At 72.0% G+C, this 25,409-nt stretch carries 24 protein-coding genes and 1 tRNA gene; 12 read left to right on the forward strand and 13 right to left on the reverse strand.

Translation table 11 applies throughout. The annotated features are described in order from the left end of the window. Positions 1 to 237 precede the first annotated feature (237 nt). Entirely contained in the window at positions 238 to 933 is a 696-nt protein-coding gene (locus tag KG103_RS14570; RefSeq protein ID WP_249670612.1) for a FadR/GntR family transcriptional regulator, read from the forward strand. Then, positions 933 to 1,685 carry a YoaK family protein gene (locus KG103_RS14575; protein ID WP_207339245.1) on the forward strand — a complete coding sequence of 251 codons (753 nt, stop codon included), beginning with the start codon at positions 933 to 935 and terminating at the stop codon, positions 1,683 to 1,685. The genes KG103_RS14570 and KG103_RS14575 overlap by 1 nt, the downstream gene beginning before the upstream one ends. A gap of 77 nt (positions 1,686 to 1,762) precedes the next feature. Here the strand turns inward: KG103_RS14575 and KG103_RS14580 are convergent, their stop codons facing one another. Together KG103_RS14580 and KG103_RS14585 are read right to left on the reverse strand one after the other, a co-directional pair. Continuing rightward, positions 1,763 to 2,137 (reverse strand): PH domain-containing protein, encoded by a 375-nt coding sequence (locus KG103_RS14580; protein ID WP_207339246.1) that lies wholly within the window; start codon positions 2,135 to 2,137, stop codon positions 1,763 to 1,765. Positions 2,138 to 2,334: 197 nt separating this feature from the next. Beyond that, the gene (locus KG103_RS14585; protein WP_243656164.1) at positions 2,335 to 3,798 is read right to left on the reverse strand and encodes a vWA domain-containing protein; all 1,464 of its coding nucleotides are present in this window, start codon (positions 3,796 to 3,798) and stop codon (positions 2,335 to 2,337) included. A 357-nt stretch (positions 3,799 to 4,155) separates the two neighbouring features. Here KG103_RS14585 and KG103_RS14590 point away from each other — a divergent pair, with 357 nt between their 5' ends. Together KG103_RS14590 and KG103_RS14595 are read left to right on the forward strand one after the other, a co-directional pair. Then, a complete protein-coding gene (locus KG103_RS14590) occupies positions 4,156 to 4,770 on the forward strand; it encodes a hypothetical protein (RefSeq protein ID WP_207339248.1) in 615 nt (204 codons plus the stop codon). 132 nt (positions 4,771 to 4,902) lie between these two features. After that, on the forward strand, positions 4,903 to 6,831 hold the full coding sequence (locus tag KG103_RS14595; protein ID WP_207339249.1) for an ABC transporter ATP-binding protein: 1,929 nt from the start codon (positions 4,903 to 4,905) through the stop codon (positions 6,829 to 6,831). A gap of 86 nt (positions 6,832 to 6,917) precedes the next feature. Here the strand turns inward: KG103_RS14595 and KG103_RS14600 are convergent, their stop codons facing one another. From KG103_RS14600 to KG103_RS14625, 6 genes are all read right to left on the reverse strand, one after another. Beyond that, positions 6,918 to 7,385, reverse strand: coding sequence for a type II toxin-antitoxin system RatA family toxin (locus KG103_RS14600; RefSeq protein ID WP_207339250.1), 468 nt, complete (start codon positions 7,383 to 7,385; stop codon positions 6,918 to 6,920). A gap of 9 nt (positions 7,386 to 7,394) precedes the next feature. Then, the gene (locus KG103_RS14605; protein ID WP_207339251.1) at positions 7,395 to 9,299 is read right to left on the reverse strand and encodes an NAD+ synthase; all 1,905 of its coding nucleotides are present in this window, start codon (positions 9,297 to 9,299) and stop codon (positions 7,395 to 7,397) included. After that, a complete protein-coding gene (locus KG103_RS14610) occupies positions 9,296 to 10,093 on the reverse strand; it encodes an NUDIX hydrolase (protein ID WP_207339252.1) in 798 nt (265 codons plus the stop codon). The genes KG103_RS14605 and KG103_RS14610 overlap by 4 nt, the downstream gene beginning before the upstream one ends. Positions 10,094 to 10,161: 68 nt before the next feature. Next, positions 10,162 to 10,761: an isochorismatase family protein gene (locus KG103_RS14615; RefSeq protein ID WP_207339253.1), complete on the reverse strand. Its 600-nt coding sequence runs from the start codon at positions 10,759 to 10,761 to the stop codon at positions 10,162 to 10,164. Continuing rightward, on the reverse strand, positions 10,758 to 11,342 hold the full coding sequence (locus KG103_RS14620) for a 5' nucleotidase, NT5C type (RefSeq protein ID WP_207339254.1): 585 nt from the start codon (positions 11,340 to 11,342) through the stop codon (positions 10,758 to 10,760). Before KG103_RS14620 ends, KG103_RS14615 begins: the two co-directional genes overlap by 4 nt. Next, on the reverse strand, positions 11,339 to 12,703 hold the full coding sequence (locus KG103_RS14625; RefSeq protein ID WP_207339255.1) for a nicotinate phosphoribosyltransferase: 1,365 nt from the start codon (positions 12,701 to 12,703) through the stop codon (positions 11,339 to 11,341). The genes KG103_RS14620 and KG103_RS14625 overlap by 4 nt, the downstream gene beginning before the upstream one ends. Before the next feature lie 485 nt (positions 12,704 to 13,188). Here KG103_RS14625 and KG103_RS14630 point away from each other — a divergent pair, with 485 nt between their 5' ends. Beyond that, positions 13,189 to 13,491, forward strand: a complete 303-nt coding sequence (locus KG103_RS14630) for a hypothetical protein (protein WP_207339256.1) — start codon at positions 13,189 to 13,191, stop codon at positions 13,489 to 13,491. A 558-nt stretch (positions 13,492 to 14,049) separates the two neighbouring features. On the opposite strand, the gene KG103_RS14635 is transcribed toward KG103_RS14630, so the two are convergent. Together KG103_RS14635 and KG103_RS14640 are read right to left on the reverse strand one after the other, a co-directional pair. After that, positions 14,050 to 15,123 (reverse strand): competence protein CoiA family protein, encoded by a 1,074-nt coding sequence (locus KG103_RS14635; RefSeq protein ID WP_207339257.1) that lies wholly within the window; start codon positions 15,121 to 15,123, stop codon positions 14,050 to 14,052. A gap of 726 nt (positions 15,124 to 15,849) precedes the next feature. After that, positions 15,850 to 16,236: a hypothetical protein gene (locus KG103_RS14640; RefSeq protein ID WP_207339258.1), complete on the reverse strand. Its 387-nt coding sequence runs from the start codon at positions 16,234 to 16,236 to the stop codon at positions 15,850 to 15,852. Positions 16,237 to 16,709: 473 nt separating this feature from the next. On the opposite strand from KG103_RS14640, the gene KG103_RS14645 reads away from it, so the two are divergent. The 4 genes from KG103_RS14645 to KG103_RS14660 all read left to right on the forward strand — a co-directional run bounded on the left by KG103_RS14645 (position 16,710) and on the right by KG103_RS14660 (position 20,755). Continuing rightward, positions 16,710 to 18,281, forward strand: coding sequence for a hypothetical protein (locus tag KG103_RS14645; RefSeq protein ID WP_207339259.1), 1,572 nt, complete (start codon positions 16,710 to 16,712; stop codon positions 18,279 to 18,281). A 162-nt stretch (positions 18,282 to 18,443) separates the two neighbouring features. Beyond that, entirely contained in the window at positions 18,444 to 18,806 is a 363-nt protein-coding gene (locus tag KG103_RS14650; RefSeq protein WP_207339260.1) for a hypothetical protein, read from the forward strand. Positions 18,807 to 18,949: 143 nt separating this feature from the next. Next, positions 18,950 to 19,022: transfer RNA gene (locus KG103_RS14655), tRNA-Lys, on the forward strand. 206 nt (positions 19,023 to 19,228) lie between these two features. After that, positions 19,229 to 20,755, forward strand: a complete 1,527-nt coding sequence (locus KG103_RS14660) for a hypothetical protein (RefSeq protein WP_249670613.1) — start codon at positions 19,229 to 19,231, stop codon at positions 20,753 to 20,755. Between the two features lie 191 nt (positions 20,756 to 20,946). Here the strand turns inward: KG103_RS14660 and KG103_RS14665 are convergent, their stop codons facing one another. Both KG103_RS14665 and KG103_RS14670 read right to left on the reverse strand, forming a co-directional pair. Further along, positions 20,947 to 21,405, reverse strand: coding sequence for an anthrone oxygenase family protein (locus tag KG103_RS14665; RefSeq protein WP_207339262.1), 459 nt, complete (start codon positions 21,403 to 21,405; stop codon positions 20,947 to 20,949). A gap of 103 nt (positions 21,406 to 21,508) precedes the next feature. Continuing rightward, positions 21,509 to 21,634: a RidA family protein gene (locus KG103_RS14670; RefSeq protein WP_242635521.1), complete on the reverse strand. Its 126-nt coding sequence runs from the start codon at positions 21,632 to 21,634 to the stop codon at positions 21,509 to 21,511. A gap of 18 nt (positions 21,635 to 21,652) precedes the next feature. On the opposite strand from KG103_RS14670, the gene KG103_RS14675 reads away from it, so the two are divergent. Beyond that, positions 21,653 to 21,802 (forward strand): hypothetical protein, encoded by a 150-nt coding sequence (locus KG103_RS14675; RefSeq protein WP_207339263.1) that lies wholly within the window; start codon positions 21,653 to 21,655, stop codon positions 21,800 to 21,802. A 109-nt stretch (positions 21,803 to 21,911) separates the two neighbouring features. After that, a complete protein-coding gene (locus tag KG103_RS14680; RefSeq protein WP_207339264.1) occupies positions 21,912 to 24,344 on the forward strand; it encodes a LamG-like jellyroll fold domain-containing protein in 2,433 nt (810 codons plus the stop codon). Between the two features lie 166 nt (positions 24,345 to 24,510). On the opposite strand, the gene KG103_RS14685 is transcribed toward KG103_RS14680, so the two are convergent. After that, a complete protein-coding gene (locus tag KG103_RS14685; RefSeq protein WP_207339265.1) occupies positions 24,511 to 24,927 on the reverse strand; it encodes a helix-turn-helix transcriptional regulator in 417 nt (138 codons plus the stop codon). 84 nt (positions 24,928 to 25,011) lie between these two features. On the opposite strand from KG103_RS14685, the gene KG103_RS14690 reads away from it, so the two are divergent. Then, positions 25,012 to 25,365: a Cif family virulence factor gene (locus KG103_RS14690; RefSeq protein ID WP_207339266.1), complete on the forward strand. Its 354-nt coding sequence runs from the start codon at positions 25,012 to 25,014 to the stop codon at positions 25,363 to 25,365. Positions 25,366 to 25,409: the final 44 nt, after the last annotated feature.

The following is a 25,409-nucleotide window of genomic DNA, read 5'->3' on the forward strand; positions in this document are numbered from 1 at the left end:
CGGACGGAGGTGCCGCGACGCCGCCCTTGGTGTCTCTCGGTCGGATGGTCTGACCGATGTGGCATGAAGGTAGACGCGCCTCCGAGGGCGGGAACGGGCATCCCGGACACGGAAACGCACTGTTTACCGAGTCGACCCAGGGCGAAACATTGGTCAGACCATCTGACCGGATCCCGTTGCTAGCGTGCCGGTACGCACACTCCCCGCACCGACGACGGCCACCGAAGGAGCACGCTCGTGACGACACCGGTACCGCCGCTGGCGCGCAGGTCACCGACCATCTCGGTCACCCTGGCCGCCCACCTGGAGCGCCTCATCGCCACCGGCGAGCTCGCGCCCGGGCAGCGACTCCCCGGCGAGCGGGAGCTCGCCGAGCAGCTCTCCGTCTCCCGCGCCTCGCTGCGCGAGGCGATGTTCGAGCTCGAGTCCAAGCACCTCGTCGAGCGGCGACCCGGCCGCGGCACCGTGGTGGTCGAGACGTCGGCCGAGCAGCGCGACCTCGAGGGCCTGAACGCCGGCACGAGCGGCGTCGCGAGCGCCGACGCCGCCGAGCTGCGGCTCATCGTGGAACCGTCCGTGGCGGGCCTCGCCGCACGACGCGCCACGCCGGCGAACCTCCTGCAGCTGCACGACGTCCTCGACGCGTCGCAGGGCCCGCTCAGCGCCGCGCGCTCGGTCGAGCTCGACCTGGAGTTCCACCTGCTGCTCGCCCAGGCGGCCCGCAACCCGCTGCTCACCACCCTGCACGGGCTCATGGCCGACTGGACCCTGCCCGTGCGCCGCCGCTCCCACGCCACCAAGGCCGCCCGCGCGAGCTCGCTCGCCGGGCACCGCGCCATCTACGCCGCGGTGGCGGCGCACGACGCGGACGCGGCCACCGCCGCGATGCGCGAGCACCTGACCGACATCCACGCCCCGCTGAAGGACGCCTGATGCGCCGCCCCACCACCGCCGGCCTGTACACCTCCGGCCTGCTGCTCCTGACCGCAGCGACCGGCGCGATCGACGCCGTGAGCTTCCTCGCGCTGGACGGTGTGTTCACCGGCAACATGACCGGCAACGTGCTGTTCCTGGCGTTCGCGCTGGTCGGGGTGCCCGACATCCCGCTGCTCAACAACGCGTTCGCGCTGCTGGGGTTCGCGCTCGGTTCCGTCGTCGGCGGGCGGCTGGTGCGCCGCGGGCACCCCGTGGGGCTGCCGGTCCGCAGCGCGTGGCTCCTGGTCGCCGGGACCGCCCTGGTCTTCGTGCTCGTCGGCGTGTGGGCCGCGGTCGGGGAGCTGGCGGGCGTCGGGCAGATCACGCTCACCGCCGTGCTCGCCGCGCTCATGGGGGCACAGGTCGCCGCGGTGAAGCCCGTCGGCAACACCGACATCACCACGGTCGTCGTCACCAGCACGCTCGCCAACGTCACGCGCGAGAGCCGGCTCGGCGGCGGACGTCAGACGCCCAGCCAGTGGCGGCACCGGACCTTCGCCATCGTCGCCATGGGTGCCGGTGCCGCGCTGGGCGCGGCGGTGCTGCGCCTGGCCGACGGACCGGTCGCGCTGGCCGCGTCGGGGATCGTGTTCGCCGCCGGGGTCACGATGCTGCTCGTCGCCCGGGCCGACCAGCAGCGGTCGGCCCGTCAGCAGGCGCACGCCGCAGCCGCCGCTGAGCGGCCGACGGAGGTGCTCGCCGCACGGTGACGTCCCGACGGCGGGGAGCCGACGGCGGGGAGCCGACGGCGGGGAGGCCGGACGCACCGGGTGCCGCCCGGAACCCGTCAGAGGCAGCGCTCGGCGAGCAGCCGGCTGAGGCCGCGGACGTCGACGCCCGCCCCGAACTCGAGCTTGACCAGTCCCAGACCGCTGAACCACAGCTCGAGCTCGGTGTCCCGGTCGAACGTCCCCGCAGTCTCCACGGAGAACGCCTGGACCCGGCTGTACGGGAGCGACGTGTAGTCCTTCTTCTTCCCGGTCATGCCCTGCACGTTCACCGCGACGATGCGCTTCGTCGTGAACGTGACGGAGTCACGGATGCCACGGAACGCGACGAGCACCCGCTCGTCCGGGAGCAGCAGCTCGGCCAGGTCGGCGTGCGCGTCGGCGGGGTTCCGCTCGTTGAGCTTGACGTAGGCGGCGTTGGCGAAGTCGATCATGTCTCTCCTGGATGTCTCGCGTGCCCGGCCCTGCGGACCCGCGTCGTGACGAGCACTACGGGACGCCCGGGGTGGGCACGACCGATGGTGGCGGACGCCGACGGCTGCCCGTCTCCGACGCACGGTACCGACCGCGCACCCCTCTCCCGCGGTGGCGCCGGAGGTCGGACGCCGTAGGCGCCCGGCGGTGCGACGCGTCAGCCGGCGAGCCGCTCGTAGGCGTCGACCAGGGAGACGAACTCCGCGCGCAGACCGTACCGGTCCTCCCCCAGGGCGGACTCGGCCCGCTCCCGCGCGCGGCGCGGGTCGGCACCCTCGGCGTGCTCCGAACCGGTCACCGCCAGCCCGAACTCGGCGACCGCGGAGGCGAACCGGAAGTCCGTCGTGGGCGTCCGCGTGTAGGCGTCGGCCCGCGCGGGGTACACCACCTCCGTGCTCTCGGACGCGCCCGGCTGCTTGTAGCGCACGCGGACCGTGAGGAAGTCGTCGGAGTCGCCCGCCTCGACGTCCTGGTACGTCAGGTCGTCGTCCCGGGTCTCGCCGTCCGCCGGGACCAGCTCGTAGAACGCCGTCACCGAGTGGCCGGCGCCCACGTCGCCCGCGTCCTTGGTGTCATCGGCGAAGTCCTCGTCCGCGAGTCGCCGGTTGTCGTACCCGAGCAGCCGGTAGCGCGCGACGGTCGCGGGGTTGAACTCGACCTGCAGCTTGAGGTCCTGCGCGACGACGAACATCGTCGAGTCGAACTCGTCGACCAGCACCTTGCGGGCCTCGTCGAGCGTGTCGATGTAGGCGTAGTTGCCGTTGCCGTGGTCGGCGATCGCCTCCATCGTGCTGTCCTTGAGGTTGCCCATGCCGAACCCGAGCACCGAGATGTAGACCCCGGTGCGGGCGTGCTGCTCGATGAGCTCGGTCAGCTCGTCGGGACCCGACGGCCCGACGTTGAAGTCGCCGTCCGTCGCCAGCACGACCCGGTTGTTGCCACCCTCGACGAAGTTCTCGGTGGCCAGCTCGTACGCGGTCTGCAGACCCGCCGCACCGCCGGTCGAGCCGCCCGCGCGCAGCTCGCGCAGGATCCCCACGAGCTCGTCGCGGCGGTCGCCCGGCACCGAGTCGGCGAGCACCTCGTTGCTCCCGGCGTACGTGACGATCGAGACGGTGTCGTCGTCCCCGAGCCGGTCCACCAGCAGCGAGAACGACTCGGCGAGCAGCGGCAGCTTGTCGGGCGCCGCCATCGAGCCGGACACGTCGAGCAGGAACACGATGTTGTTGCCGGCGCGGGTGGGCGTCGCGTCCGTGGCCTGCACACCGATCATGGCCAGCTGGTGGTCGGACGCCCACGGGGCGTCGGCGACCTGCGTCGTGACGGTGAACGGGTCCTCCGCACCGGGTGCCGGCGCCGGGTACTCGTAGTCGAAGTAGTTGACGAGCTCCTCGATCCGCACCCCCTCGGGCGAGAGGCCGTCGCGCAGCTGGCGGCGCAGGTTGCTGTAGGAGGCGGTGTCGACGTCGGAGGCGAACGTGGACAGCGGGCTCGCGGCCACGTCCTGGAAGGGCTGCTCCGGGGAGTCGTCGTACTCCTCGCCGCCCGGGGGGACCTCGCGCCACTCCTCGGCAGCGGGCAGCTCGTCGAGGGTCGCCCCCTCGTACGCGGCATCACTCATGCCGTCGGCGCTGCACGCGCCGAGCAGGGAAAGGGCGAGCGCGGCGCAGACCACCGCCGGCGCAGCCTTTCCGCGTCGCGTTCCGGAACGCGGCACGGATGGGTGAAGGACGCTCGTCGATGACCAATTACGCATTGTTCGCCTCCGTTTGTGAGGCTTGCAGCGTGGCGTGCCACGCACCGCTGTGGCCAGCACAGGAGGGTCACGCACATGTCCCGGTCGGGTAACGGGAGGCGGGCGACCCGCGATCCGGTTCACCCGCCCCGGGCCGATTCACCGTCGCTCCCCGGGTGAATTCCTCGACGATTCTCTCGGGGCACAGCAGCATGAGGTCGAGGCCTTCGGCAAGATGCAACCGTGGTCGAGCTGGTACTGACACCTCACGCGCGTCGTCGACTCCTGCGCGCGAACGTGCCCGCCGCGCTGGTGCCCGCCCTGCTGCTCGGCTGCGGCCTCGGCGGCCTCCATCTCCTGGCCGGCCGCACGGGCCGGGCCCTGGTCTTCGTCGGTGTCGGACTGGCCCTCGCCGTCCTCGGCGTCGTGCTGCCCCTGGTCCACGCCCGCCGCGCCCGCGTCGTGTTCGGTGACGGCACGTACGCCCTGCGGTCGCTCGTCGGCGAGCGACGGTTCGCGGCGACGGACGTGGCAGCCGCCGCGATGGTCAGCCGCATGCCGCTCGGCGCCCTGACCTCCCACCACCTGGTGCTCGCGGGCGCCCGCGGCACGCTGGCCCACCTCGACGGCGCGATGTGGGACCAGGGACAGCTGACCGCGCTCGCGCACGACCTGGCAGCCCGCGGCGTCCCGGTGACGGCGTTCCCGCACCCGATCACCGCCGCCCAGCTCCGCGCAGCCGATCCGCGCTACCTGGCGCCCTGGCGCGCGCACCCCGCTCGCAGCGTGCTGCTCGCCGTGGCGGGCGCGCTCCTGACGATCGCGGTGGCCGTCGTCGTCGTGCTCACGATGCTGTGACACCCTGACCGCCCGCCCTCGAGGAGTCCTCACGACGCTCCCCGAGCAGCCGATTCGCGCGCTATGGTCCGGGTCCCGCCCAGCAGCGGCGCCGCCGTGCGCCACCGGGCCCGGACGAGGAGGACCACGACCGTGACGCGCACCGGGGACGCGAACCGTACGCCGCACGTCCGGGACATGGTCCGCGCCCACCGGGGGCGGTTCGTCGTGTCGTACGTCTTCCAGGTCGTCGGAGGGGTCGCGCCGCTGTTCCAGGTGCTCCTGCTGCGCGCGGTGGTCGACGGGCTGATCGAGGGACGGACGGGCACGGCGCAGGCGTTCGGCCAGATCGCCGGGATGGCGGGCCTGGGGCTGCTCGGCGTGTGGATGACGTGGGCGGCACGCGTGACGGCGACCGCAGCCGCGGGCCGGGTCATCGCGGACCTGCGCTCGGCGATGTTCCGGCGCCTGACCACGATGCCGATCCACTTCTACACGACGGTCCGGCCGGGTGCCGTCGTCAGCCGCCTCACCAACGACGTCAACGGCGCCGAGGAGATGTACACCTCGGTGATCCCCGTGGTGGTCTCCAGCGTGACGACGATCGCCACGTCCCTGGTCATCGTCGCGTTCATCGACCCGCGCCTGGTGCTGCTGCTCGTCGTGATCCCGGTCGCCATCGCGTACGTGCGCAAGGCCGAGGCGCGGATCAACGAGCTCATCGCGAAGTCCTTCGACGTCGTCAAGGAGCTGTCGTCGACCGCCGAGACGTTCGTCAGCCGCGACGGCGCCGTGCTCGCGCGGCAGAACGGGCAGACCGCCCGGGAGCAGGCGACCTTCCAGGAGCGGTCCGCCGCGCTGGCCGACCTGTCCACCGGCATCAGCCGGGCCGCCGCGACGTCGGGGGCGAGCTACGGGACGGCGTTCGTGCTCATCACCTCGGGCGCGCTGGCCACCGGCGTGTGGCTCGTGACGGAGCAGGGCATCACGGTCGGCAGCGTCATCCTCATCGTGCTGTACCTGCAGCAGCTCCAGGCCCCGGTGCAGGCACTGCTCAACACCCGCTACCCCCGGATGCGCTCGTCGATCGCGCTCGACCGGGTCGAGGCGGTGCTCGGCGCCGAGCCGGCACGTGACCGCGCAGCAGAGGCCCCGGCGCCGGGCACGGTCGACACCCCGCCGGCGGACGCGGCGGGCGCCGACGACGGACGGGCCGCTCCTGCGCCGGCCCTGCGCACGCGTGACCTGCGGTTCCGGTACCCGCCGGTGTCGGCGTACTCGATCGACGGGCTGTCCCACGCCGGCGACGCGCTCTCCATCCCGTGGCTGCCGCTCGTCGGCCTGTCCGGCGACGACGGCATGCGGGACGTCGGTGGGGGCCGCGACGGGGCGGGCGACGCCCTCGACGGGATCGACCTGACGGTGGGACGCGGTGAGGTCGTCGCGGTCGTCGGGGCGTCGGGCGCCGGCAAGTCGACGCTGGCCACGGTGATCGCGGGACTCGTCGACGCGGACAGCGGCATCGTCGAGGTCGACGGCCGGCCGCTGGCCGCCCTGGACGAGCAGCAGCGCGCCGGCCTCATCGCGTACATCCCGCAGGACCCGTACGTGCTGCACGCCTCCGTGCGGGAGAACCTGCGGTACGCGAAGCCCGACGCCACCGACGACGAGCTCCTCGCGGTGTGCGAGCAGGTGGCCCTCGGTGACCTCGTCCGCGGTCTCGACGACGGCCTCGACGCGGTGATCGGTGAGAAGGGGCACCGCCTGTCCGGCGGTGAGCGCCAGCGCCTCGCGATCGCCCGCGCCGCGCTCCGGCGTCCCGCGCTCGTGGTGCTCGACGAGCCGACCGCGCACCTGGACACCGCCACGGAGCACCGCGTCCGCACCGCGATGTCCACGCTCTTCGACGGCGCCGGCGTCGTCATGATCGCCCACCGGCTGTCCACCGTCCGCGACGCCGACCGCATCGTCGTCCTGGAGCACGGCCGCATCACCCAGGAGGGCCCGCACGACGAGCTCGCCGCGGTGGCCGACGGCGGGTACCGCCGGCTGCTGGACGCGGGGGCGATGGGGCGGGAGTGACCCGGGCGCGCGCCCGGGCGCCGATCTCCGTCCCGACGTCCGCTGGTCCGTCGTGACCCCTGGACCTCCGCGCCGGCGGGACCGTCTCAGCCCACCGCGTCCAGCACGTGCGGGTCCGCGCAGCCGCGCGCGAACCCCGCGATCCGACGGTCGACGTCCCGCTGCAGGACGACCCGGCCGATCCGCTCGGCCACCGGTGCCAGCCACGCCGGCCGGCACGTGAAGCTGTACCGCCAGACCGCGCGCGTCCCGCCGTCCGGCAGCGGGGTGAAGCGCCACCCGCCGGCCATGACGGCGAAGAACCACGGCCCCTCGACCATCTTCATCCCGACGTTCGTCGGTGGCTTGTACGAGACGTACTCGCTGACCATCCGCAGCCCGGAGCGGTGGCGCGTCAGCGTCCGCACGCCCTTGGCGGGGACCGTCGCGCCGTCGAGGAACGACTGCCGGCGGATGAACGGGTCCCAGCGCAGCCGGGTGGCTCCCGTCGTCTGCGACACGGCGAACGCGACGTCGGGCGGCACGGGCACCTCGACGCTCGACTCCACGATCATCCGCCGACCCTACGGCGCACCGGGCGCTCCGCCGCCCGGCACCGACCCCGTCAGCTGCAGTTCACCTGGACGTGGCTCGGCGGTCGCGTGCGACCAGTGGTTCGCCAGCGGCATCCGCCGGTCCCGCCCGAACGAGAGCGTGGAGATCTTGATCCGGATCGGCACCTGACGCCGCTTGAACTCGCTGCGGTCCACGAGCGTCAGCACACGGTTGACGGTGCTCGCAGCCACCTGCCGGTCCCACCCGTCGGCGACCAGGGTGTCAGCCAGCTCGCCGGCACAGGCGTGGTCCTCGAGGAACGCGAGCAGCAGACGGTCCAGGACCGGGTACTCCGGCAGCGAGTCGCTGTCCTGCTGCCCGGGGGCCAGCTCCGCGCTCGCGGGCTTGGTGATCGTCGAGACGGGGATCGGAGGCACCAGCCCGGCAGCGTCGGCCTGGTCGTTACGCCACTGCGCGAGTCCGTAGACCCCCGGCAGGACCGTTCCGTCCTTCATGGTGACGGTGGTCTTCAGCAGGTCGCCCAGCGGGTTGGGAGCCGTTCCGCAGGAGTCCCCGTAGAGCGTGAAGTACCCGACGGCGCTCTCCGAGCGGTTGCCCGTCGTGCAGACCAGCGCACCTGTCGCGTTCGCGATCGTCATCAGGGTCGTCCCCCGCAGCCGTGCCTGCAGGTTCTCCCAGGCCACCGGGTGCCCGGTGTCGCCGGTCCTGGCGGTCAGCAGCCCGCCCAGCACCTGCTCGCGCTCGAGGTAGGCGTCCGTGATCTTCACGACGTCGAACCGGATGCCGAGGTTGTCCGCCAGGGCGCGCGCGTCGGTGACGGACCCGTCCGAGGAGTACGGGCCGGGCATCCCGATGCCCCACACCGCGTCCGGCCCCAGGGCGTCCACGGCGATCGTGGCCGCCAGGGCGGAGTCGATCCCGCCGGACAGGCCGAGCACGACCTTCGGCAGCCCGACGCGGGTGCAGTAGTCACGGAACCCGGTGACCAGGGCGGTGTACACCTCGTCGTGGACCTCGCGCGGGGCGGCGAGGGGCGGCGCGGGCAGTGCGCACCGCCGGGTGTGGGTGGCGCCCAGGTCCAGCACGTCCCAGTGCCGCCCCCGGTCGATCCGGGGTGCGACCGGGATGTCGACGGTGACGAGGTCGGTCTGGAACGACCGTGCCCGAGCGATGACGTCGCCGTCGCGGTCCACGGCGAACGACCCACCGTCGAACACCAGCTCGTCCTGCCCGCCGACACCGTTGACGTACGCGATCGGTACGCCCGCGTTCCTGGCTGCGGCCGCGACGGTCGCCTCGCGCAGCTGCTGCTTGCCGACGTGGTACGGCGAGGCGTTCAGCACGACGACGACCTGCGCCCCGCCCCGGCGCATCTGCTGCACCAGCGCCTTGTCCCACACGTCCTCGCACACCAGCACACCGAACGTGACCCGCCCGGTGGGGGTGTCGACGCGGTAGAGGTCCTGGCGCGTGGCCCCGGCCTCGAAGTGCCGGGCGTCGTCGAACACCGAGTACGTCGGCAGCAGCGTCTTGGAGTGAGCGCCGCGAAGAGCGCCCCGGTGGGCGAGCGCGGCGACGTTGCGAAGGGTGCGTCCGCGGGTGTCCGTCGCCCGGTGGGTCCGGCCCGGCCCGGCAGGCAGCGCGCTGGTGCGCCACGGCGCGCCGATGAGGGTGACCGTGCCGCTGGTCGCGCGGGCGGCCTCGTGGGCGGCGTCCATCGCTGCGTCGATGAGCTGCGGCTCGGACAGCAGGTCCTCGGCCGGGTACCCGGTCACGGTCAGCTCCGGGGTGATGAGCACGTCGGCGTCCACCGCCTCGGCCTGGTGGATGGCCTCGACCGTCGTGTCGGTGTTGCCGGCGATGTCGCCGACGCGCACGGGCAGCTGGGCGAGGGTCACGCGCAGGGTCGTCATGGGGTGCCCTTGACCGTGCGGGCGCCCTCGGGGCGCATCAGCGGCGGGGTCAGGGTCTTCGGGCCGTCGCCGACCGCGGTGTACAGGGCGGCGGGCCGACCCGCCCCACCCGTCAGGCGACGTTCGGTCCCGGTCGTCGGGCGCACGAACCCCTCGGTGCCCTTGACCCAGCGGCGGAAGTTCGAGCGGTCCAGGTGCGTGCCCCACACCGCCTCGTACACGTGCTGGAGCTCCCCGAGGGTGAACTGCTCGGCGACGAACGCGGTCGCCAGCGGCGTGTACTCGAGCTTGGCGGCCACGCGGTCCACACCGTCGGCCAGGATCCGCGCGTGGTCGAACGCGAGCTCGGGGCCGTCGCCGTCGTCGTTCCCGCCGGTCAGGCCGGGCAGGTCGAGGTCCGACACGTCCCACCAGCGGGCGTTGCGGGCGTCGGACCCGGCGGTCGGCTCGGGCAGGTTCGGGGCGAACGCGACGTGCGCGACCGACACCACCCGCATGCGGGGGTCACGTCCCGGCTTGCCGTACGTGCCGAGCTGCTCGAGGTGCCCGGCGAACTGCTCGACACCCGTCTCCTCGGCCAGCTCGCGCCACGCGGCGTCGGCGATGTCCTCGTCGATGTCCACGAACCCGCCGGGCAGCGCCCACGCACCCGCGTACGGGTCGTCGGCCCGCTCGATCAGCAGCACCTTGAGCGCACCGTCGCGGACCGTGAAGATGCACAGGTCCACCGTGACGGCGAACGGCGGGTAGTCGTGCGGGTCGTAGCCCTCGGGCGCCTGAGCGTCGGTGGTCATCGGTGCGTTCCCTTCGTGGGCCGTGGTGTCGAGCACGGCGGTGTCTGGTTCGGTCGAGGTCCGCGAGGTCAGCGCGACTCGTCCAGGATGATCTTGTTGCGGGCGAGCTCGGTCAGCGCCTTGCTCGCGGTGGCGGCACCGACCGCAGCGGTCAGGTCGGTCAGGACCGCCACGGTCGTCGGACCGTGGCGGCGAGCGTCCAGCGCGGTCGCCCTGACGCAGAAGTCCGTCGCGATCCCCACGACGTCCACGTGGGCGATGTTCCGCTCCATCAGCAGGTCCGCCAGGCGCTCGCGGCCGTCGACCGGGTCGACGATCCGGCCCTGGAACCCCGAGTAGTCCTGCCGGGACTCGCCCTTGACGACGTGCACGGTCCGCTCGGGCAGCACGAGGTCCGGGTGGTAGTCCGCGCCCGGGGTGCCGGCGACGCAGTGCACCGGCCAGGTGCTCACGTAGTCCGGGGCGCCGTCGGTGGCGAAGTGCCCGTCGTTGGTGTCCGGCAGCGGGGCGTGCCAGTCGCGGGTCGCGACGACGGTGTCGTACCGGGCCCCGGTGCGCGCGAGGTAGTCGCTGATCTGCTTGGCGACGGCCGCGCCGCCCGTCACGGCGAGCGCGCCGCCCTCGCAGAAGTCGTTCTGCACGTCCACGACGATCAGTGCGGTCCTCATGCTGCGGTCCTTCCCAGGAGGGGTGTGAGGGTCTGGCGCCAGCTCGCCCATCCGGTCATCCGGTACGGCGACGGGGCGGCCTGGTTGTAGGTGGCGGCGAAGACGACGTGCTTCCACACCGGGGTCCAGTCGCCGTTGACGACGGGCTTGTCGTCGATGAGGACGTCGCCCCGCACGAGGGTCTTGTCCTTGGTGATGACGGCACGCTCGGCCCACCGCTGCCCGAAGTGCCGGGCGAGCGAGGCGAGCTTGTCGGACGCGCACGTCGGGTTGTGCAGCAGCGGCGCGGTGCAGATCCGCACGTCCCAGCCCTCGTCGAGCATCTCGTCGAGCGCCTCGACAGCCCCGGGTACCGGGCGCAGCCCGCCGAAGAACCCCGGGGCGGCCATGATCGAACGGACCGCGTCACGCCACTGCGGGTCGAGCTGCTCGTCGATCCTGAACACCGTCCTGTCGCCGTCCGTGCGCCGGGGTCCGGCGGGGTGCGCAGTCTCGAACGCGTCCCAGAACGCGGCCTCGAGGTCGACCAGGACGCCGTCCATGTCGACCAGGACCAGGGGGGTGGACGTCAGCGGGCTCATGCGCCGGCTCCGATCAGGTTGCCGATGGCGGTGGGGTCCGCGACCAGGCGCGGGGTTCCGGGGGCGAGGTCCAGGTCGAGCGCGGTCAGCTCGGCCTTAGCGCCGCGGTGGTGGGCGCGGATCTCGGCCAGGGACGGGCGGTGCACGACGTGCCCGTCGCGGATCACCGCGACCTGCAGCGCGCGGCCCAGGCCGGTCTCCGGGGCACCGGGCAGGTGCCGCACGACGACGACCTCACGGGTCGCGTGGCCCTGGTGGTCCAGCGCCCGGTAGGCGACCTTGCGGCCACCGACGCTGCCCTTGCTGGTGGCCTTCTTCGCGACCGGACGCATCGGGGCGTACGGGCCGGGCTCGTCGGCGATCGCGACGAGCTTGTAGACCATCCCGGCGGTCGGGTGACCCGACCCGCCGACGAGCTTGGTCCCCGCGCCGTACAGGTCGATCGGCGCGTCGGTCAGCGCGGCGATGGTGTGCTCGTCCAGGTCGGAGGTGACCGAGATCTTCGTGCTCGTGGCACCCAGGGAGTCCAGGAGGGCGCGTGCCTTGCGTGCCTCGTCACCGAGGTCCCCGGAGTCCAGGCGGATACCGCCGAGGTTCGTCCCGGCGGCCTCGACGGCAGTGCGGATGCCCTGCGGGATGTCGTAGGTGTCCACCAGCAGCGTGGTGTCCGTCCCGAGGGAGGCGACCTGGGAGGCGAAGGCCTCGCGCTCGCTGGTGTGCCCGAGGGTGAACGCGTGTGCGGCGGTGCCTCGCGTGGGCACGCCGTACTGGAACCCGGCCTGCAGGTTGCTGGTGGAGGCGAACCCGGCGATGTACGCGGCTCGCGCGGCCGCGACGGCGGCACTCTCGTTGGTGCGTCGGCTGCCCATCTCGAGCAGCGGTCGGCCGTCGGCGGCGCTGACCATCCGGGCTGCGGCGGAGGCCATCGCGCTGTCGTGGTTGAGGATCGACAGGATCAGCGTCTCGAGGACGACGCACTCGGCGAACGTCCCGGAGACCGTCAGGACAGGGCTGTTCGGGAAGTAGATGTCGCCTTCGCGGTACGCGTCGATGTTCCCGGTGAACCGGTACCCGAGCAGGTGGTCGGCGGTGCGCTCGTCGATGATGCCGTGCTCCAGGAGCCATGCGACCCGGCTCGTGTCGAACGTGAAGCTCTCGATGGCCTCGACGATCCGGCCGAGACCTGCCACGACGCCGTACCTGCGTCCGTCGGGCAGGCGGCGGGCGAAGGCCTCGAAGACCGCCTGGTGGTGAGCGGTGCCGTCGGCGAGGGCGGCACGGAGCATGGTGAGCTCGTAGTGGTCCGTCAGCATCGCGGTGCTGGTGGCGCCTACCGTCGTCGTTGTGGTCATGTTGACCATTATGGCCGCCCGGCCTGGCCAGGTCGAGTGATTTATAGTCAGAGCGACCCTAATCATGGGTGATGTGCGTCACACCGAGCGTGCCGCCACCCCCACGCCCTGGCCGACCTCGCCGCACGCGCCACCGGGAACATCACCCGAGCCTCGGCCCTCTGTGACATGAGTGGATGAGCTGGGACGTGCTGCTCGGCCGCAGACGCAGTGAGGGCCAGCCCTCAGCGGGAACACCGACCCGCCGATCCAGGAACACCTGGCCGGACGGCAGGCGGAACGGGAATCGCTCCGTGAACGTGCCGGCCACGAACGGGACTGCGCAGAACTGCGCGTCCGGGTCGGTGCTGCTGCCGAAGCGAACGCTGCAGCAGCTCCGGTTCGCCGCCGGCGCGGCGTGACGGGGTCGAGTACACAATGGCGAGGTGACGTACTCACCAGTGCCTGCCGACTTCGCGCGGACTCGGCGTCTGGGGTGCGCGGCGACGGAGTCGATGAGGGAGCTGGTCCGGGAGGTCGACAGCTGGGCGAGCCGGCCCCTGGGCCCTGCCCCGGTCGAGGTTCACGAGGTCGGGCGAAGCCTGTCGGCTGCTCTCGAGCGGACCTCGCGGATCGCTGACGCACTGGCGTTGCAGGCGGAGCGTGCACAGGACGACGAAGGATCCGCCCAGGCAGCGGTCGCGGCCCGCGCTCTCGACGCGGCTGTCAGTGCGCTCGGAGCCTTCGGGCGCAGCATGGCCGACCGCCACTTCGGGCTCGAAGCGTGGGCGGACGAGGCACCGGGCGCCAGCGAGTGACGCGACCGCCCCCCATCGCCGCCGTCCCGAGGGTTCCACCGACCCGACCACGGCGACGCCAACCACGCTCCACCGCCTCGCGACGCCTCCGCCACCGACTCTGACCAGCCTGTACCGTCGACTCCGTCAGCCGCAGCGACCCTCACCGGCACCCGCGGACGACACGGGTGTTGTCCGCGGATTTCCACGGACCCCTCATCACCCGGGCCTCTGGGACAAGCAGACATTCACTCCTTCCTGCAGAGACGACACTGACCAGCGGTAACGCCCCTGTCGTTTCTGGGACGCCTGGCGCTGTCACTCGGAACGGCGTACGCCGACGGATGGAACGTCGCGGCCACCGGCGGGGCCCGTCCGCCGTGGCCCAGGCGTTCGTCCAGGCACCTCCGAACGCCGCCGGCTGTTGGCACGGAATCAACCGACGCGCGTGCGACGCGCGAGGAGACGGCTGACTCGCGAACGCTCTGAGGTGGCCGACGACGCACCACATACGCGCTGCCCCACTGTCTGGCCGACCGGGCCAAGCGACGGGCGATCAGCGCTCCGCGTGACCGATACCTACGCCGGTCGTTCACCCATCCTCTCGCCGAGTGCGGGCTGCCTGCTGCCCCGGGCGGCACGACTGCCAGGGCTGCGACCCTGCTCGGTGCGCTGGCGGATCTGGCGGGCGCGCTCGCGGAACTCCCGGTCGGAGGGAATCGGCGCGTCCAGACCAGCTCCGATCCCCGGCACCGTGGCGCGTTCAACGCCGCTCGCGGGAGCTGGCCTGGAGGCGCTGCGCCGCTGGGCTTCGCTGAGGAGTTCGGCCCGCAACGCGTCCGCCGCGGCCAGCTCTGCGCGCATGCCGGGGATGTCGATCACGCCGCGGGTCGCCGGCACGTCGTGGAGCGGGTGCCAGGTGTCCAGCAGCGCGAACGCGCCAGCGCGTGCTCGCGGCGCTGGGTCTCGCACGGCGAGTTGGTGGGCCACGTACCCGCCCGCAGGAGCGGCGACTGCCTCGGTGAACGGGCTGATCAGCAGCATCGGGTGGCGCGCGGCTAGGACTGCGTCGAATACGGTGTGCACCGCGCGAGCACCGGGCGGATGGGTACCGCGCGGGTCGCGGTCGTAGCGGCGGCCGCCGAACAGCCACACATCCTTTACGCTCGCAGAGGCGTAGCCATCGTGGCGATGCTGCCACTGTTCGCGGGTCAGGTGCGCGAACTGCACTTCGTAGGCGACCTGGTACCCGTCGGGAAACGTGGCCAGGACGTCAGGTCGTTGCCCGGTCTCGATGTCGGCGCTGTCGACGTCCAGGGCAGCCTGCGGATACAAGTGCCGCAGCCAGGCGGCGATGAGTTGCTTGGCGGTGTGGTGCGCGAGAGTCTCGGGGCCGTGCCCGCCGGCGCCAGGACGGTGCGCGAAATGGTCACGTCGCGACCCGGCGCGCACGCTCAGGCGCGGGTCGTCGCACTCCGCAAGCGGGCAGAGCAAGTGACCGGCGCGGGTGTCGGGGCGCAGGCGGTCCGCTCCCCCACGCTCAAGGTAGGTCAGGGGTGCACCGTCAGGCAGGCGCCTGTCGCGCGCGAAGACCTGCGCGCCGGCGGCCCGCTCGGGGTGACGGCCGGACCGCGGTTGGGCGCTGGAGGTCATGGATCTCTAATCGGCGTGCCGTAGCACTCAACAAAGGTGGTGCGCCAATCGGGTTCCGGCCAGCGGGCTCCGCCCCGTACGCGTGGGGACCGAGAGCGGGTCGCAGCGATCGACGGGCAGTCATGCCGCAGGCCGAATCCGGACGGCGCGATTGCGGCGCAGGGTCGCGAGGCCGAGCAGGGCGTCGCGAGCATCGCGTCCTGGACGGCGTTGCGCCGGTTCAGTTGCGGGCTCGTGGCGGCGTGTGCCACCGCGTGCCGGGCAGACGCCGGCGAGCGGCGAGCTGCGCTGGCGTGCATTGCGGGCGGTAGGCGAACCATATTGGTCGCCACAGGTGAGTGTCACCTACTCGTGCATCAGCCTCCTCCACGGGGGCGTCCAGGTGTGCGACGCCGGAGGTGATCTGCGCGTTCGGGCCCCATCGCGGGCCAGCTGTGTCATGTTTTGCGCATGCCCCACGACTCCACGACACCCTTGACGGACGCCCAGCGCCGACAAGCCGCCGAAGAGATGGTCAACGCGTTGGAGGCAACCGCCTTCACACCTGAACCATCCACGGCGCTTCCCGACTCTTGCCTACCGGCACAGGAAGCACTGTCCACTGCAGCAGACGCGGCGCGTAACGCGCTGAACGCAGGGCTCCTCCTGAACCGAGTCGACAAAATCTCCAGAGGCGTCAGCACCCGGGGCGGTTGGCGTGAGCCGTCCCAAGATCTTCTTCGCTCGTCACTTCTGTTTGCGTGCGCAGGCCTCGATCACGCCCTGAAACTTCTCGTACGCGATTCCTTGGCAGACCTCGTCGAGGCTGACAGCGATGTCACCAAGAGTTTTGAAACATGGGCAAAACAGGCCATCACTCATCGCTCCTCGGGCGGCGTCGACCCAGAGCAACTCGTACAGTTGCTTCTGGGACAGGGGCGTACCCCACACGAAATACTCGTCAACCGGTGGGCGCAGAGCCTCACCGCCGGCTCCGCCCAGTCCGTAGAACGCGTGTACGAGATCGCAGACGCCCTCGGAGCGACTGGAGCAGGAGCTCGACCCCATCTGCCACGAAGACGCGAATCCAGCACGCTGAAGCCAGCCTTTGAAGCGCGAAACCAAATCGTCCACGAACTCGACCTTGTCACGCCGAGAGAGCAGGTTAGAGCGCGACTCGAACGAAAACGACGATCGCGCAAATGGGACGACATCGTCACGTGGGGCGACGCATGTTTCGGCACTGCGCAGGCAATAATCTCCGATGTAGCCCGACGGCTAGGATGAACGACGCTTGAGCATCGCGTGGCCACGCGAGTCCGCGCTTGATCGCGGCTCACTGGTGATGCCCATCTGCGTTTCGCCTGTCTGCGCACGCGTTGTGCGCCGTCGCTTCCCGTACCGCCAGCGCACCATAGCTGGGTGCGCGCACCGACGCGCCGGCGCATCCATCCAAGGGCTCACAACGGCCCCCAGATGCGGGCACGCGAGCCGCTCGAACCCAGGTGAGCTCTGCCCGAACCGCCGCGCCCAGGGTTGTGACGGCGCTACGGTGCGCGTACCGCGCCGTCACCAACCCTGGGGCCGCCGATATGCAGATCCTCTATGTGACCGACTTCAGCATCGAGCCTGGCCCCGGAGCGGACCGCGAGGTAGCTGTCGACGCAACCCTCGGGATTCTGAGCAGATGGGCAGGCGATGACGCCAGTCCGATCGACGCGGCAGACCTTCTGGGTGGCGGCCGCCGCGAGCTCGTGCCGACGCACGACGCTCTACGCAAGTACACCGGGTGGACGCACCTGAGCTCCCCTCGGGGCGACTGGGTCACGCGACTCGACGTCGTGACCGTCAATGACGACGGCAGCCGCTTCACGGCGCGGGTGAGCATCGGCGAACTCAACGGCGTACTGCGCCTCCGCCTCGGCCTCGCGCGCGAAGTCGCTGCGGCGGGGCTGAGCCCGATCGCCGATCCTCACGTGCGCCAGCCGCACGTGTTGGCCAATCTTGTCGAGCACCCTGGCCTGAGGGTCTCGAGCAGTGGGCAGCTCGTCGACGGCAGCTACCTTCAGGCACGAGGTGCCGAACAAGCAGCCTTGGTCGGAGATGCCCTCCGAGTTCAGCACCGTTTGCCGGTGCTGCTCGTCCACACCCGCACCAAGGAGGCGTCCCAGGCCACGCGCAGGGCTGCTGCCGGCCTCATCGGACTGGTGCGCGTTGTCACCGTCGACCTGCCTACTGGTCGCGAAATCCTCGCGCAGGAGCCGCGCGCACGCGTCCCCTACGCCGGTGGCCTTCTCGTGTGGTCGGACCTTTCAGTACCGGCCACCGTGGTCGGCGAGGACATCGTGAACGCGCAAGACCACGACGCTCTCCGAGCATCTGTCATGGCCCAGGTTGCACCCTTGTCGGTCCTCACCCGCGGATCCGACGAGGTGTACCGAGCAGTCCGGGAGGCTGGGCGCATCTCTCGTGCCGACGACGCCGCCGCACGCACTGCGGCGGCCGTCGAGTCGGGAGAACAGACAGCGATCATCGAAGCACTGACTCAAGAGCGCGATCAGCTGCAAACGGACCTCAGTGAAGCCATGACGGGATGGTCGGAATCTGACACTCGGTCGCGTGAGCTAGCCACGGAGGCAGCGCGATGGAAAGCAACCGCCGAACAGCTTCAGATCGCTCAGCGCTACGCCGGTGCCACGACCGTCGACGAGGCAAGTGAGCAAGGCGTGGATGAGCCGCCGGAAATCTCCACTGGCGACACCGCCACCCTTAGCGCCCTCATCGACCATCTCGCGACATCCGCCGACGGCCGACTGGTGTTTACGGACTCTGCCTACACGTCGTGGAAGAAGGCAGATCGCTACCCCACGCCGGACGAGATGCAGATCGCGTTGATCAAGCTTGCCCAAGTGGCGCGTGACCTCTATGACGGTTCGGACCGGTCAGTGGGGCACATGGGTCGGTGGATTCGGGAGAATTATGACCTGAAGGTTTCACTGCAGGACGACCAGATGCCGAAGGCGTTTCGCACCTTCACATTCGAAGGCGTCAAGTATGATCGGACGCCTCACGTCAAAGTGAACGATGGCGTGCCGCACCACGAATGCGGGCGGGTCTACTTCGCGTTTGACCAGAAGAATGAGCGCATAATTGTCGATCATGTCGGATTGAAATACTAGGAGTCTCGTAAATCCGCCCGCCCCCACGGCGGCGTGGGCGCGGGCGGATGTTCAAGCGGCGGCTGGCAAGCCGTGATTGTCGCCACGCGTGACGCAGAGTCCGCACCGGGCGTTGTGGCTCCCGGGCTCATGGCCCGCAACAGCGTCCGTGCTGATCCATCGGTGGAATGCGCGCTGTACGAGATCGCGTCCGTGGTGCCGGAGAAGGACCGCGTCGGTCGACCTCGTCTCTTCCCGACGTACCTGCTGCTCGGGTACGGGGTACTGGCCAGGGTGTACCGGTCCGGGGCTCGTGCCGGTCAGGAACTCACCGACCCGGTCGTGTGGCAGGTCGTCCGCCAGACCGTGCAGGTCGCGCTCGACGAGTTCAGGCTGGATCTGCCCGCGCCCGGGGACCGCCCGCCGGACTGGCCGGCGTTCCGGTATGCACGCGACAGGTACCTGACCGATCCCCTCGTCCAGGATGCGATGCTCGAGGTGTTCACCGAGCTCGCCAGCTCGAGTCCATGCCCCCTGCCGTGCTAGCGGGGCAGGTCGTCGCGGCGATCCGGAGACCCGGAGCCACGGGCTCGGCCGTCTCCGCGTAGCCTGTCCCCGGGCACGCGGAGGTGGGCGGGTTCTCGGCAAAGTTCTCTCGAGGCTTCTCTCAGTGAAAGTCCGCTTGTCCCGGGCCTCTAGCTCAACTGGCAGAGCAGCGGACTTTTAATCCGCGGGTTGTGGGTTCGATCCCCACGGGGCCCACCTGAACTGCGGAAACGCCGCGTGGGCCTGCCTCGGTCGGTCGACTCCTGGCCTGTGAGAGGCTCGAGTGAGCTACATCATCGGTGTCGCCCCGTAGTCACTCGGAAGGAACTCGCTGCATGCGTCGTGTGCCCGGCCGCTCTCCGCACGTTCGACCGGGTGCACGCTCGCGGCGGAGGGCGCCCGTCGCCGCCGGCCTGGCGCTGGTGCTCGGTCCTGTGCTGCTGGTCGGCTGCTCGCCCGCGCGGTTCACGCCGCAAGAGCGGTCGACCACCGCCCTCGACGAGGCGTCCGACGAGCTCAGCGCGATCGTCGCCGGGTTCGCGCCCGAGGGCTGCACCGACGCCTCGCTGCCCGTCACGGTCGAGGAGGAACGCCTCACGGCCGTCCTGCCGGACGCGGCGGACCCGTCGCAGCCCGCCGACCGCACGTTCGCCCGCGCGATGGTCCAGGGCGCCGGGTTCGGTGAGTTCACCGCCGCCCTCGCCGAGCAGGTCTGCAGGCAGGACTCCCTGGCCGACGCGACGACCGTCGTCGAGCGCCTGGGCACCGAGCTGTGGCGGGACGCCGTCGCGCGCGCCCAGTCGACCGACGGCGTCGCCGGGGAGCTGCCGGCGAGCGACGACCGCCCGCTGTACTGGACGCGGCTCGAGGCCATGTCCGTGCTGCACCAGTGGAGCCCGGACTTCACGCTCTCCACCGAGGATCGGGCGTCGCTGGTCGATGCCTTCGACCGGGCGGCCCGGGGCATGCACGACATCGACCTGCCGACGGGCGACCAGGTGACGCGGGTGCTGGTCAGCGGGTTCGACCCCTTCACGCTGGACGGCGGCGACACGGGCCGGGCGCGGGGAACGGTCGGCAACCAGATCCGGCACGGCAACCCGTCCGGCGCGACCGCCCTGGCGATCGACGGGACGACGACGACGGCTCCCGACGGCACGACGGTGCACTACGAGGCGTACACCTTGCCGGTCAACTACCCCGAGTTCGAGCGCGGGTACCTGGAGGACACCGTCGGGCCGCTGATGGAGGCCGGCGACGCCCGGCTGGACGCGTCGATCACCATGAGCCAGGCGGGCGGCGCGTTCTTCGCGCTCGAGCAGTGGAACGGCCGCTACCACGGCGACGTCGCCGGGAACGACGACTTCGCGCCCTGCCCGCCCGCGCCCCTGACGAGCGCCCCGCAGCTCGCGAAGGACAACCCCGGCTGCAACACGCAGGTGCCGGCGCGCTGGGGTGGCGGCGACACGCTGACGGATCCGCCGCAGTGGACCGCGTCGACGCTGCCGATCGAGCAGATGATCGAGGCGCGCACGGGCGCGGACGTCCCCCGGCCGCCGGGCGACGGGTGGGAGGACGAGTCGGTCGCGTTCGGCGTGCTGTGGAACACGAGCTACACGTACTTCCCCAGCTGCGACTCCCGGGATCTGGAGGACGCCTTCCAGCGCGAGGACACGTACCCGCCCGCCGTCGAGCCGACACCTCCGCCCGAGGACTCGTGCGCGCGCAGCGGCGGAGGCGGCGCCTACCTCTCGAACGAGTCGGCGTACCGCAACACGCTGCTGCGCGACCGGGCGGGGCTCGGCATCCCGGCGGGGCACATCCACACCCCGGACATGCAGCACTTCGCCACGGACTTCGCCGTGACGGACGCGACGTTCGAGGCGTGGCGTGACGCCATCGTCGCCCAGTCGCGCGAGCTCATCGAGGTCGTGGGAGCCCACAGCTGACGTCTGCGGTCACGCGCGCGTGACCGGCGCAACCGCGCCGCGGGATCGGCCGTCCACGGTCGCGCCGCTCGGTCCGTCAGGGGGACGGCCGATCAGGGGGCGGACCCGGCGCCGACGCCACGCTTGTCGCGACGTGGCTCAAGGAGACCTGCGGTCCGGGCACGCGCCCGGGCACCGCCCCGGCCGACACGCTAGCGCGCGGCGAGCACGAGGAGCGTGGCGGCCACCGCGCAGGCCAGGACGCGCACGTGGTTCCACGCGAGCCACTGCGGCACGTAGGAGCGCCACTGCGTCGCGGGGTCGAGGGCTGCCTCCAGCCCGTTATTGAGCGGCACGTTCGCTGATGCGGTGACCCCCACGCAGCCGAGCAGGTGCGCGGCCGCGGCAGCCACCGCGAGCATCGCCGTCGACGCTCCCGTGACGAGCGCGACCGTGGCAGTGACGAGCGCGAGCACCAGAGACCCGAAGAGGACCGTCATGAACGGTGGTCGTACGGCCGCACGGTTGATCGCGCGCATCGCGGCGGCGCCGTCGGCCGGCGGCAGCGCACGCAGGCCCGTCATCACGAAAGCGGAGAACGCGAGGAGGACTCCGCCGGTGAGCGCGGTGGTGACGGCGGCGGCGAGGGCGAGCAGGGACGTGGCGTTCATGGTGCCCAGCGCACCGCACCCGGGCCGGCGCGTCCATGCCCGCAGCGCCGACGGGCATGCCCGTCCGTCCGGCACGAGCCGCGGCGCGCGCCGACGTGTCGGGTCACGCCTCGGTCACGAAGAACCACAGCCGCACGACGTCGGCGAACGACGCGCCCGCGCCGGCCAGGCCCCGGGCGGTGCTGCGCAGCGCCTGCGCGAGCCGGCCGCGCAGGTCGCCGGGGGCCACGGCGGCTGGCAGCCGGAGATGTACGCCGACTTCGTCGCCGGCATCGAGGACGTCACCGAGGAGCTGGGCCTGCCCACGCCGCTGCCGCCGCTGTCCGCGATCGGCGTGGACCACCTCGTCGAGCCCGACGTGATCGTCGAGGTCCAGGCGTACGCGGTGCGGGACTGACCGGCTCGTCACGGTCCTCCCTTTACAACGTTGGAGATCCGCCCTACGGTCGGATCGCGCGGCCCGGCCGCGCCCACCCTGCGTCCAGCGCTGCACCCAGGAGGCCCCCGTGCGCACCCGACCATCCCGGACCGCCGTCCCGCTCGTCCCCCTCGCCGCGGCCCTCGCCCTCGCGCTCGTCGCGGGGGCGGGGGCTGGACCCGCGACCGCCGGTCCGCCGGGCCACGCCGGAGGACCCGGCCGCCCGCAGCCCGCTCCGGCGGCCCCGACGTTCGTCGACGCCACGGTGCACGACCCGTCCGTGGTCGTCGCCGACGACGAGATCTGGGTGTTCGGCTCGCACCTGCAGGTCGCGCGGACCGACGACCTGATGGCCTGGGAGCAGGTCGCGGCGGGGGTCACCCCCGACAACCCGATCTTCGAGGACGTCACCACCGAGCTCGCCGAGGCGCTCGAGTGGGCGCAGACCGACACGCTGTGGGCCGCTGACGTCATCCAGCTCCCCGACGGCCGCTTCGCGATGTACTACAACGCCTGCAAGGGCGACTCCCCGCGCTCGGCCATGGGCCTGGCCGTGGCCGACTCGGTGGCCGGCCCCTACGAGGACCAGGGGGTCTTCCTGCGGTCGGGCATGTGGGACCAGCCCAGCGAGGACGGCGAGATCTACGACGCGCGCGTCCACCCGAACGTCGTCGACCCGGACACGTTCGTCGACGCCGACGGGCGGATGTGGATGGTCTACGGCTCGTACTCCGGCGGCATCTTCATCCTCGAGATGGACCCGGTCACCGGCTTCCCCCTGCCGGGCCAGGGCTACGGCGAGCACCTCGTCGGCGGCAACCACAGCCGCATCGAGGCGCCCAGCATCCTGTTCGACGAGGACACGGGCTACTACTACCTCTTCCTGTCGTTCGGCGGCCTGGACGCGAACGGCGGCTACAACATGCGCGTCGCGCGGTCGGAGCACCCCGACGGCCCGTACGTCGACGCCGAGGGCAACCCGATGTCCGAGGTCAGGTCCGACCCGTCGCTGCCGCTCTTCGACGACGCGTCGATCGCGCCCTACGGCGTCAAGCTCCTGGGCAACCACCTGTTCCAGCGCGAGGTCGGCGACCCCGGCAGCGGCCCGGGCACGGGGTACGTCTCCCCCGGCCACAACTCGACCTGGACCGACCCGGCGACGGGTGAGCACGTCCTCGTCTTCCACAGCCGGTTCCCGGGGCAGGGCGAGACGCACCACGTCCGCGTGCACGGGATGACGATGAACGCCCACGGCTGGCCGGTCGTGGCGCCGTACCGCTACGCGGGCGACGCGCCGGGCGCCCGGCCGGGCAAGCGCCCCGACCCCCGCAGGGACACGTTCCGGCTGCCCGACGTCGCCGGGCAGTACGCCCTCGTCGACCACGGCAAGGCGATCTCCGCCGAGGTCACGCGCGCCGTCACCGTGCGGCTGGAGAAGAACGGGCGGGTCACCGGCGACCGTGAGGGCCGCTGGCAGCTGCGCGGCGACGACGGCGTGCGCCTGACGGTCGACGGCGCGACGTACGACGGCGTGCTCGACCGGCAGTGGCAGCCCGACCGGCAGGAGTGGGTCGTCACGTTCAGCGTGCAGTCCCGCGCCGGGGTCTCCCTGTGGGGCAGCGCGGTGCCGCTCCTGAGCGCGAAAGAGGCCGTCGCCGCCGTCGCGGCCGACCTCGACCTGGGCGACACGTCCGCGGTCGTGACCGACCTGACGCTGCCCACGACGGGGACGCACGGCACGACGATCGCGTGGGCGTCGAGCGACCCGGCCGTCGTCTCGGCGGACGGCGAGGTGACGCGCCCCGAGCACGGTGCCGGCGACGCGTCCGTCACGCTGACGGCCACCGTGCGCAACGAGCGGCGCACGGCGACCGTGCGGTTCGAGGTCACCGTGCCCGAGCGCACGCCCGGCGGACTCGCCGGCACGTGGTCGTTCGAGGGCGACCTGGCCGAGGCGAGCGGCTCGCTCCCCGCCGGCACGATCACCGGCCCGCGGATCGGCACGACCGGCGGCACGGTGTCCTACGTCCCCGGCGTGGCCGGGCAGGCGCTGCACCTGGACGGCACCAGCGGGGTGCAGCTCCCGCAGGGCCTGGTGAGCGGCCCGACGTACTCGGTGTCGCTGTGGGTGCGCCCCGACGCGGTCACGCCGTACACGACCGCGTTCTTCGCCGCCCGCGACGAGCGCAGCTGGGTCAGCGTCGTCCCGCGCGGCCCGGACAGCAGCACGATGGTGTGGTCCGGCGAGGCCTGGTACGACGCGAGCACCGGCGGGCAGATCCCGGTCGGCGAGTGGACGCACCTGGCCCTGACGGTCGACGGCGGCGACGTCGCCGTGTACGTGGACGGCGAGCAGCGGTTCGCCGGCACGGGGTTCCCGCAGGTGCTCACCACGACGACCGGCACGTTCGCGGTCGGCGTGAACTGGTGGGACACGCCGTTCCAGGGCGCGGTCGACGAGCTGACGGTGCACACCGCCGCACTCAGCGCCGAGGAGGTGGCCGCGCTGGCGGGCCGCTGACCCAGCCCGAGCACACCCGGCTCCGCCCACCCCGACCGGGTGGACGGAGCCGGGTGCACGTCGGCTCCGCTCGACCCGCACGGCACCGAGGAGCACGGACGAGACGCGGGCCCCCGCCCGGCGCCACGGTGAAGGGCCCGTCCGCGGCCGGTGCGTCCCGACCCGGTCACCGCACGCCACCCGGCTCCCGCGCACGGTCGCCCTCCCGCGTCTCCCCGAGCGCCGCCACGAGCTTCGCCGTCGCGGACGCCGTCGCCGCGCTGGACGTCGTCCCCACCACCGCCAGCGCGGACACGACCGCCCCGATCTCGGTGGCGTCGAGCACGACGGGCACGCTGCGCCGGGTCGGGGTGAAGGCGATCCCGCCGCCGCGTCCCGGCCGTGTGCTGAACGGCAGGCCGGCGTCGCGCAGGCGTTCGACGTCGCGTTCGACGGTCCGGGTGGAGACGCCCAGCCGCTCGGCGAGCGCCCGGGCCGTCAGCGGGCCGCTCGCGAGGAGCTCGAGGATGCGCTGGTGGCGCTCCACCCGACGCAGGGCGAGGTGCCCGTCGCGGGAGGCGGCCGCGAGCGCGTGACGGTCCATGGTCGCCACTCAACACCGTCACGGGCGTGTCGGGATAGCCGCCTAGCGTCGCTCGTACGGGACGACCGGACAGGAGGCAGGACCATGCACGACGTCACCGACGAGTTCTTCGCACGCTACGCCCGGGCGCTGCTGGCGCGGGACGCCGACGCCGTCGCCGCGATGTACGCGGTGCCGGCGCTGATCGCGTTCCCGGGCCGGTCGGTCGCGGTGGGCGACCGGCAGCAGACCCGGGACTTCTTCGCCTCCACGTGGCCCTCGTACGAGGGCGTCACCGAGGCTGAGCCGCAGGTGCGTGTGCTGGCGGCCACGGACCACAGCGTGTGGGCAGACGTCACCTGGTCGTACGGCGGCACGGTGCAGGAGCGGTTCGTCTACCAGCTGCTCGACGGGCCCGAAGGCTGGCAGATCGGCGTGCTGACGCCGATGGGGCTGTGACCCGGAGGTGACCCCGGCGCCACCGGCGAGGCTTCCCCACCGCC

The sequence above is a fragment of the Cellulomonas wangleii genome (assembly GCF_018388445.1).
GTDB lineage: Bacteria > Actinomycetota > Actinomycetes > Actinomycetales > Cellulomonadaceae > Cellulomonas > Cellulomonas wangleii.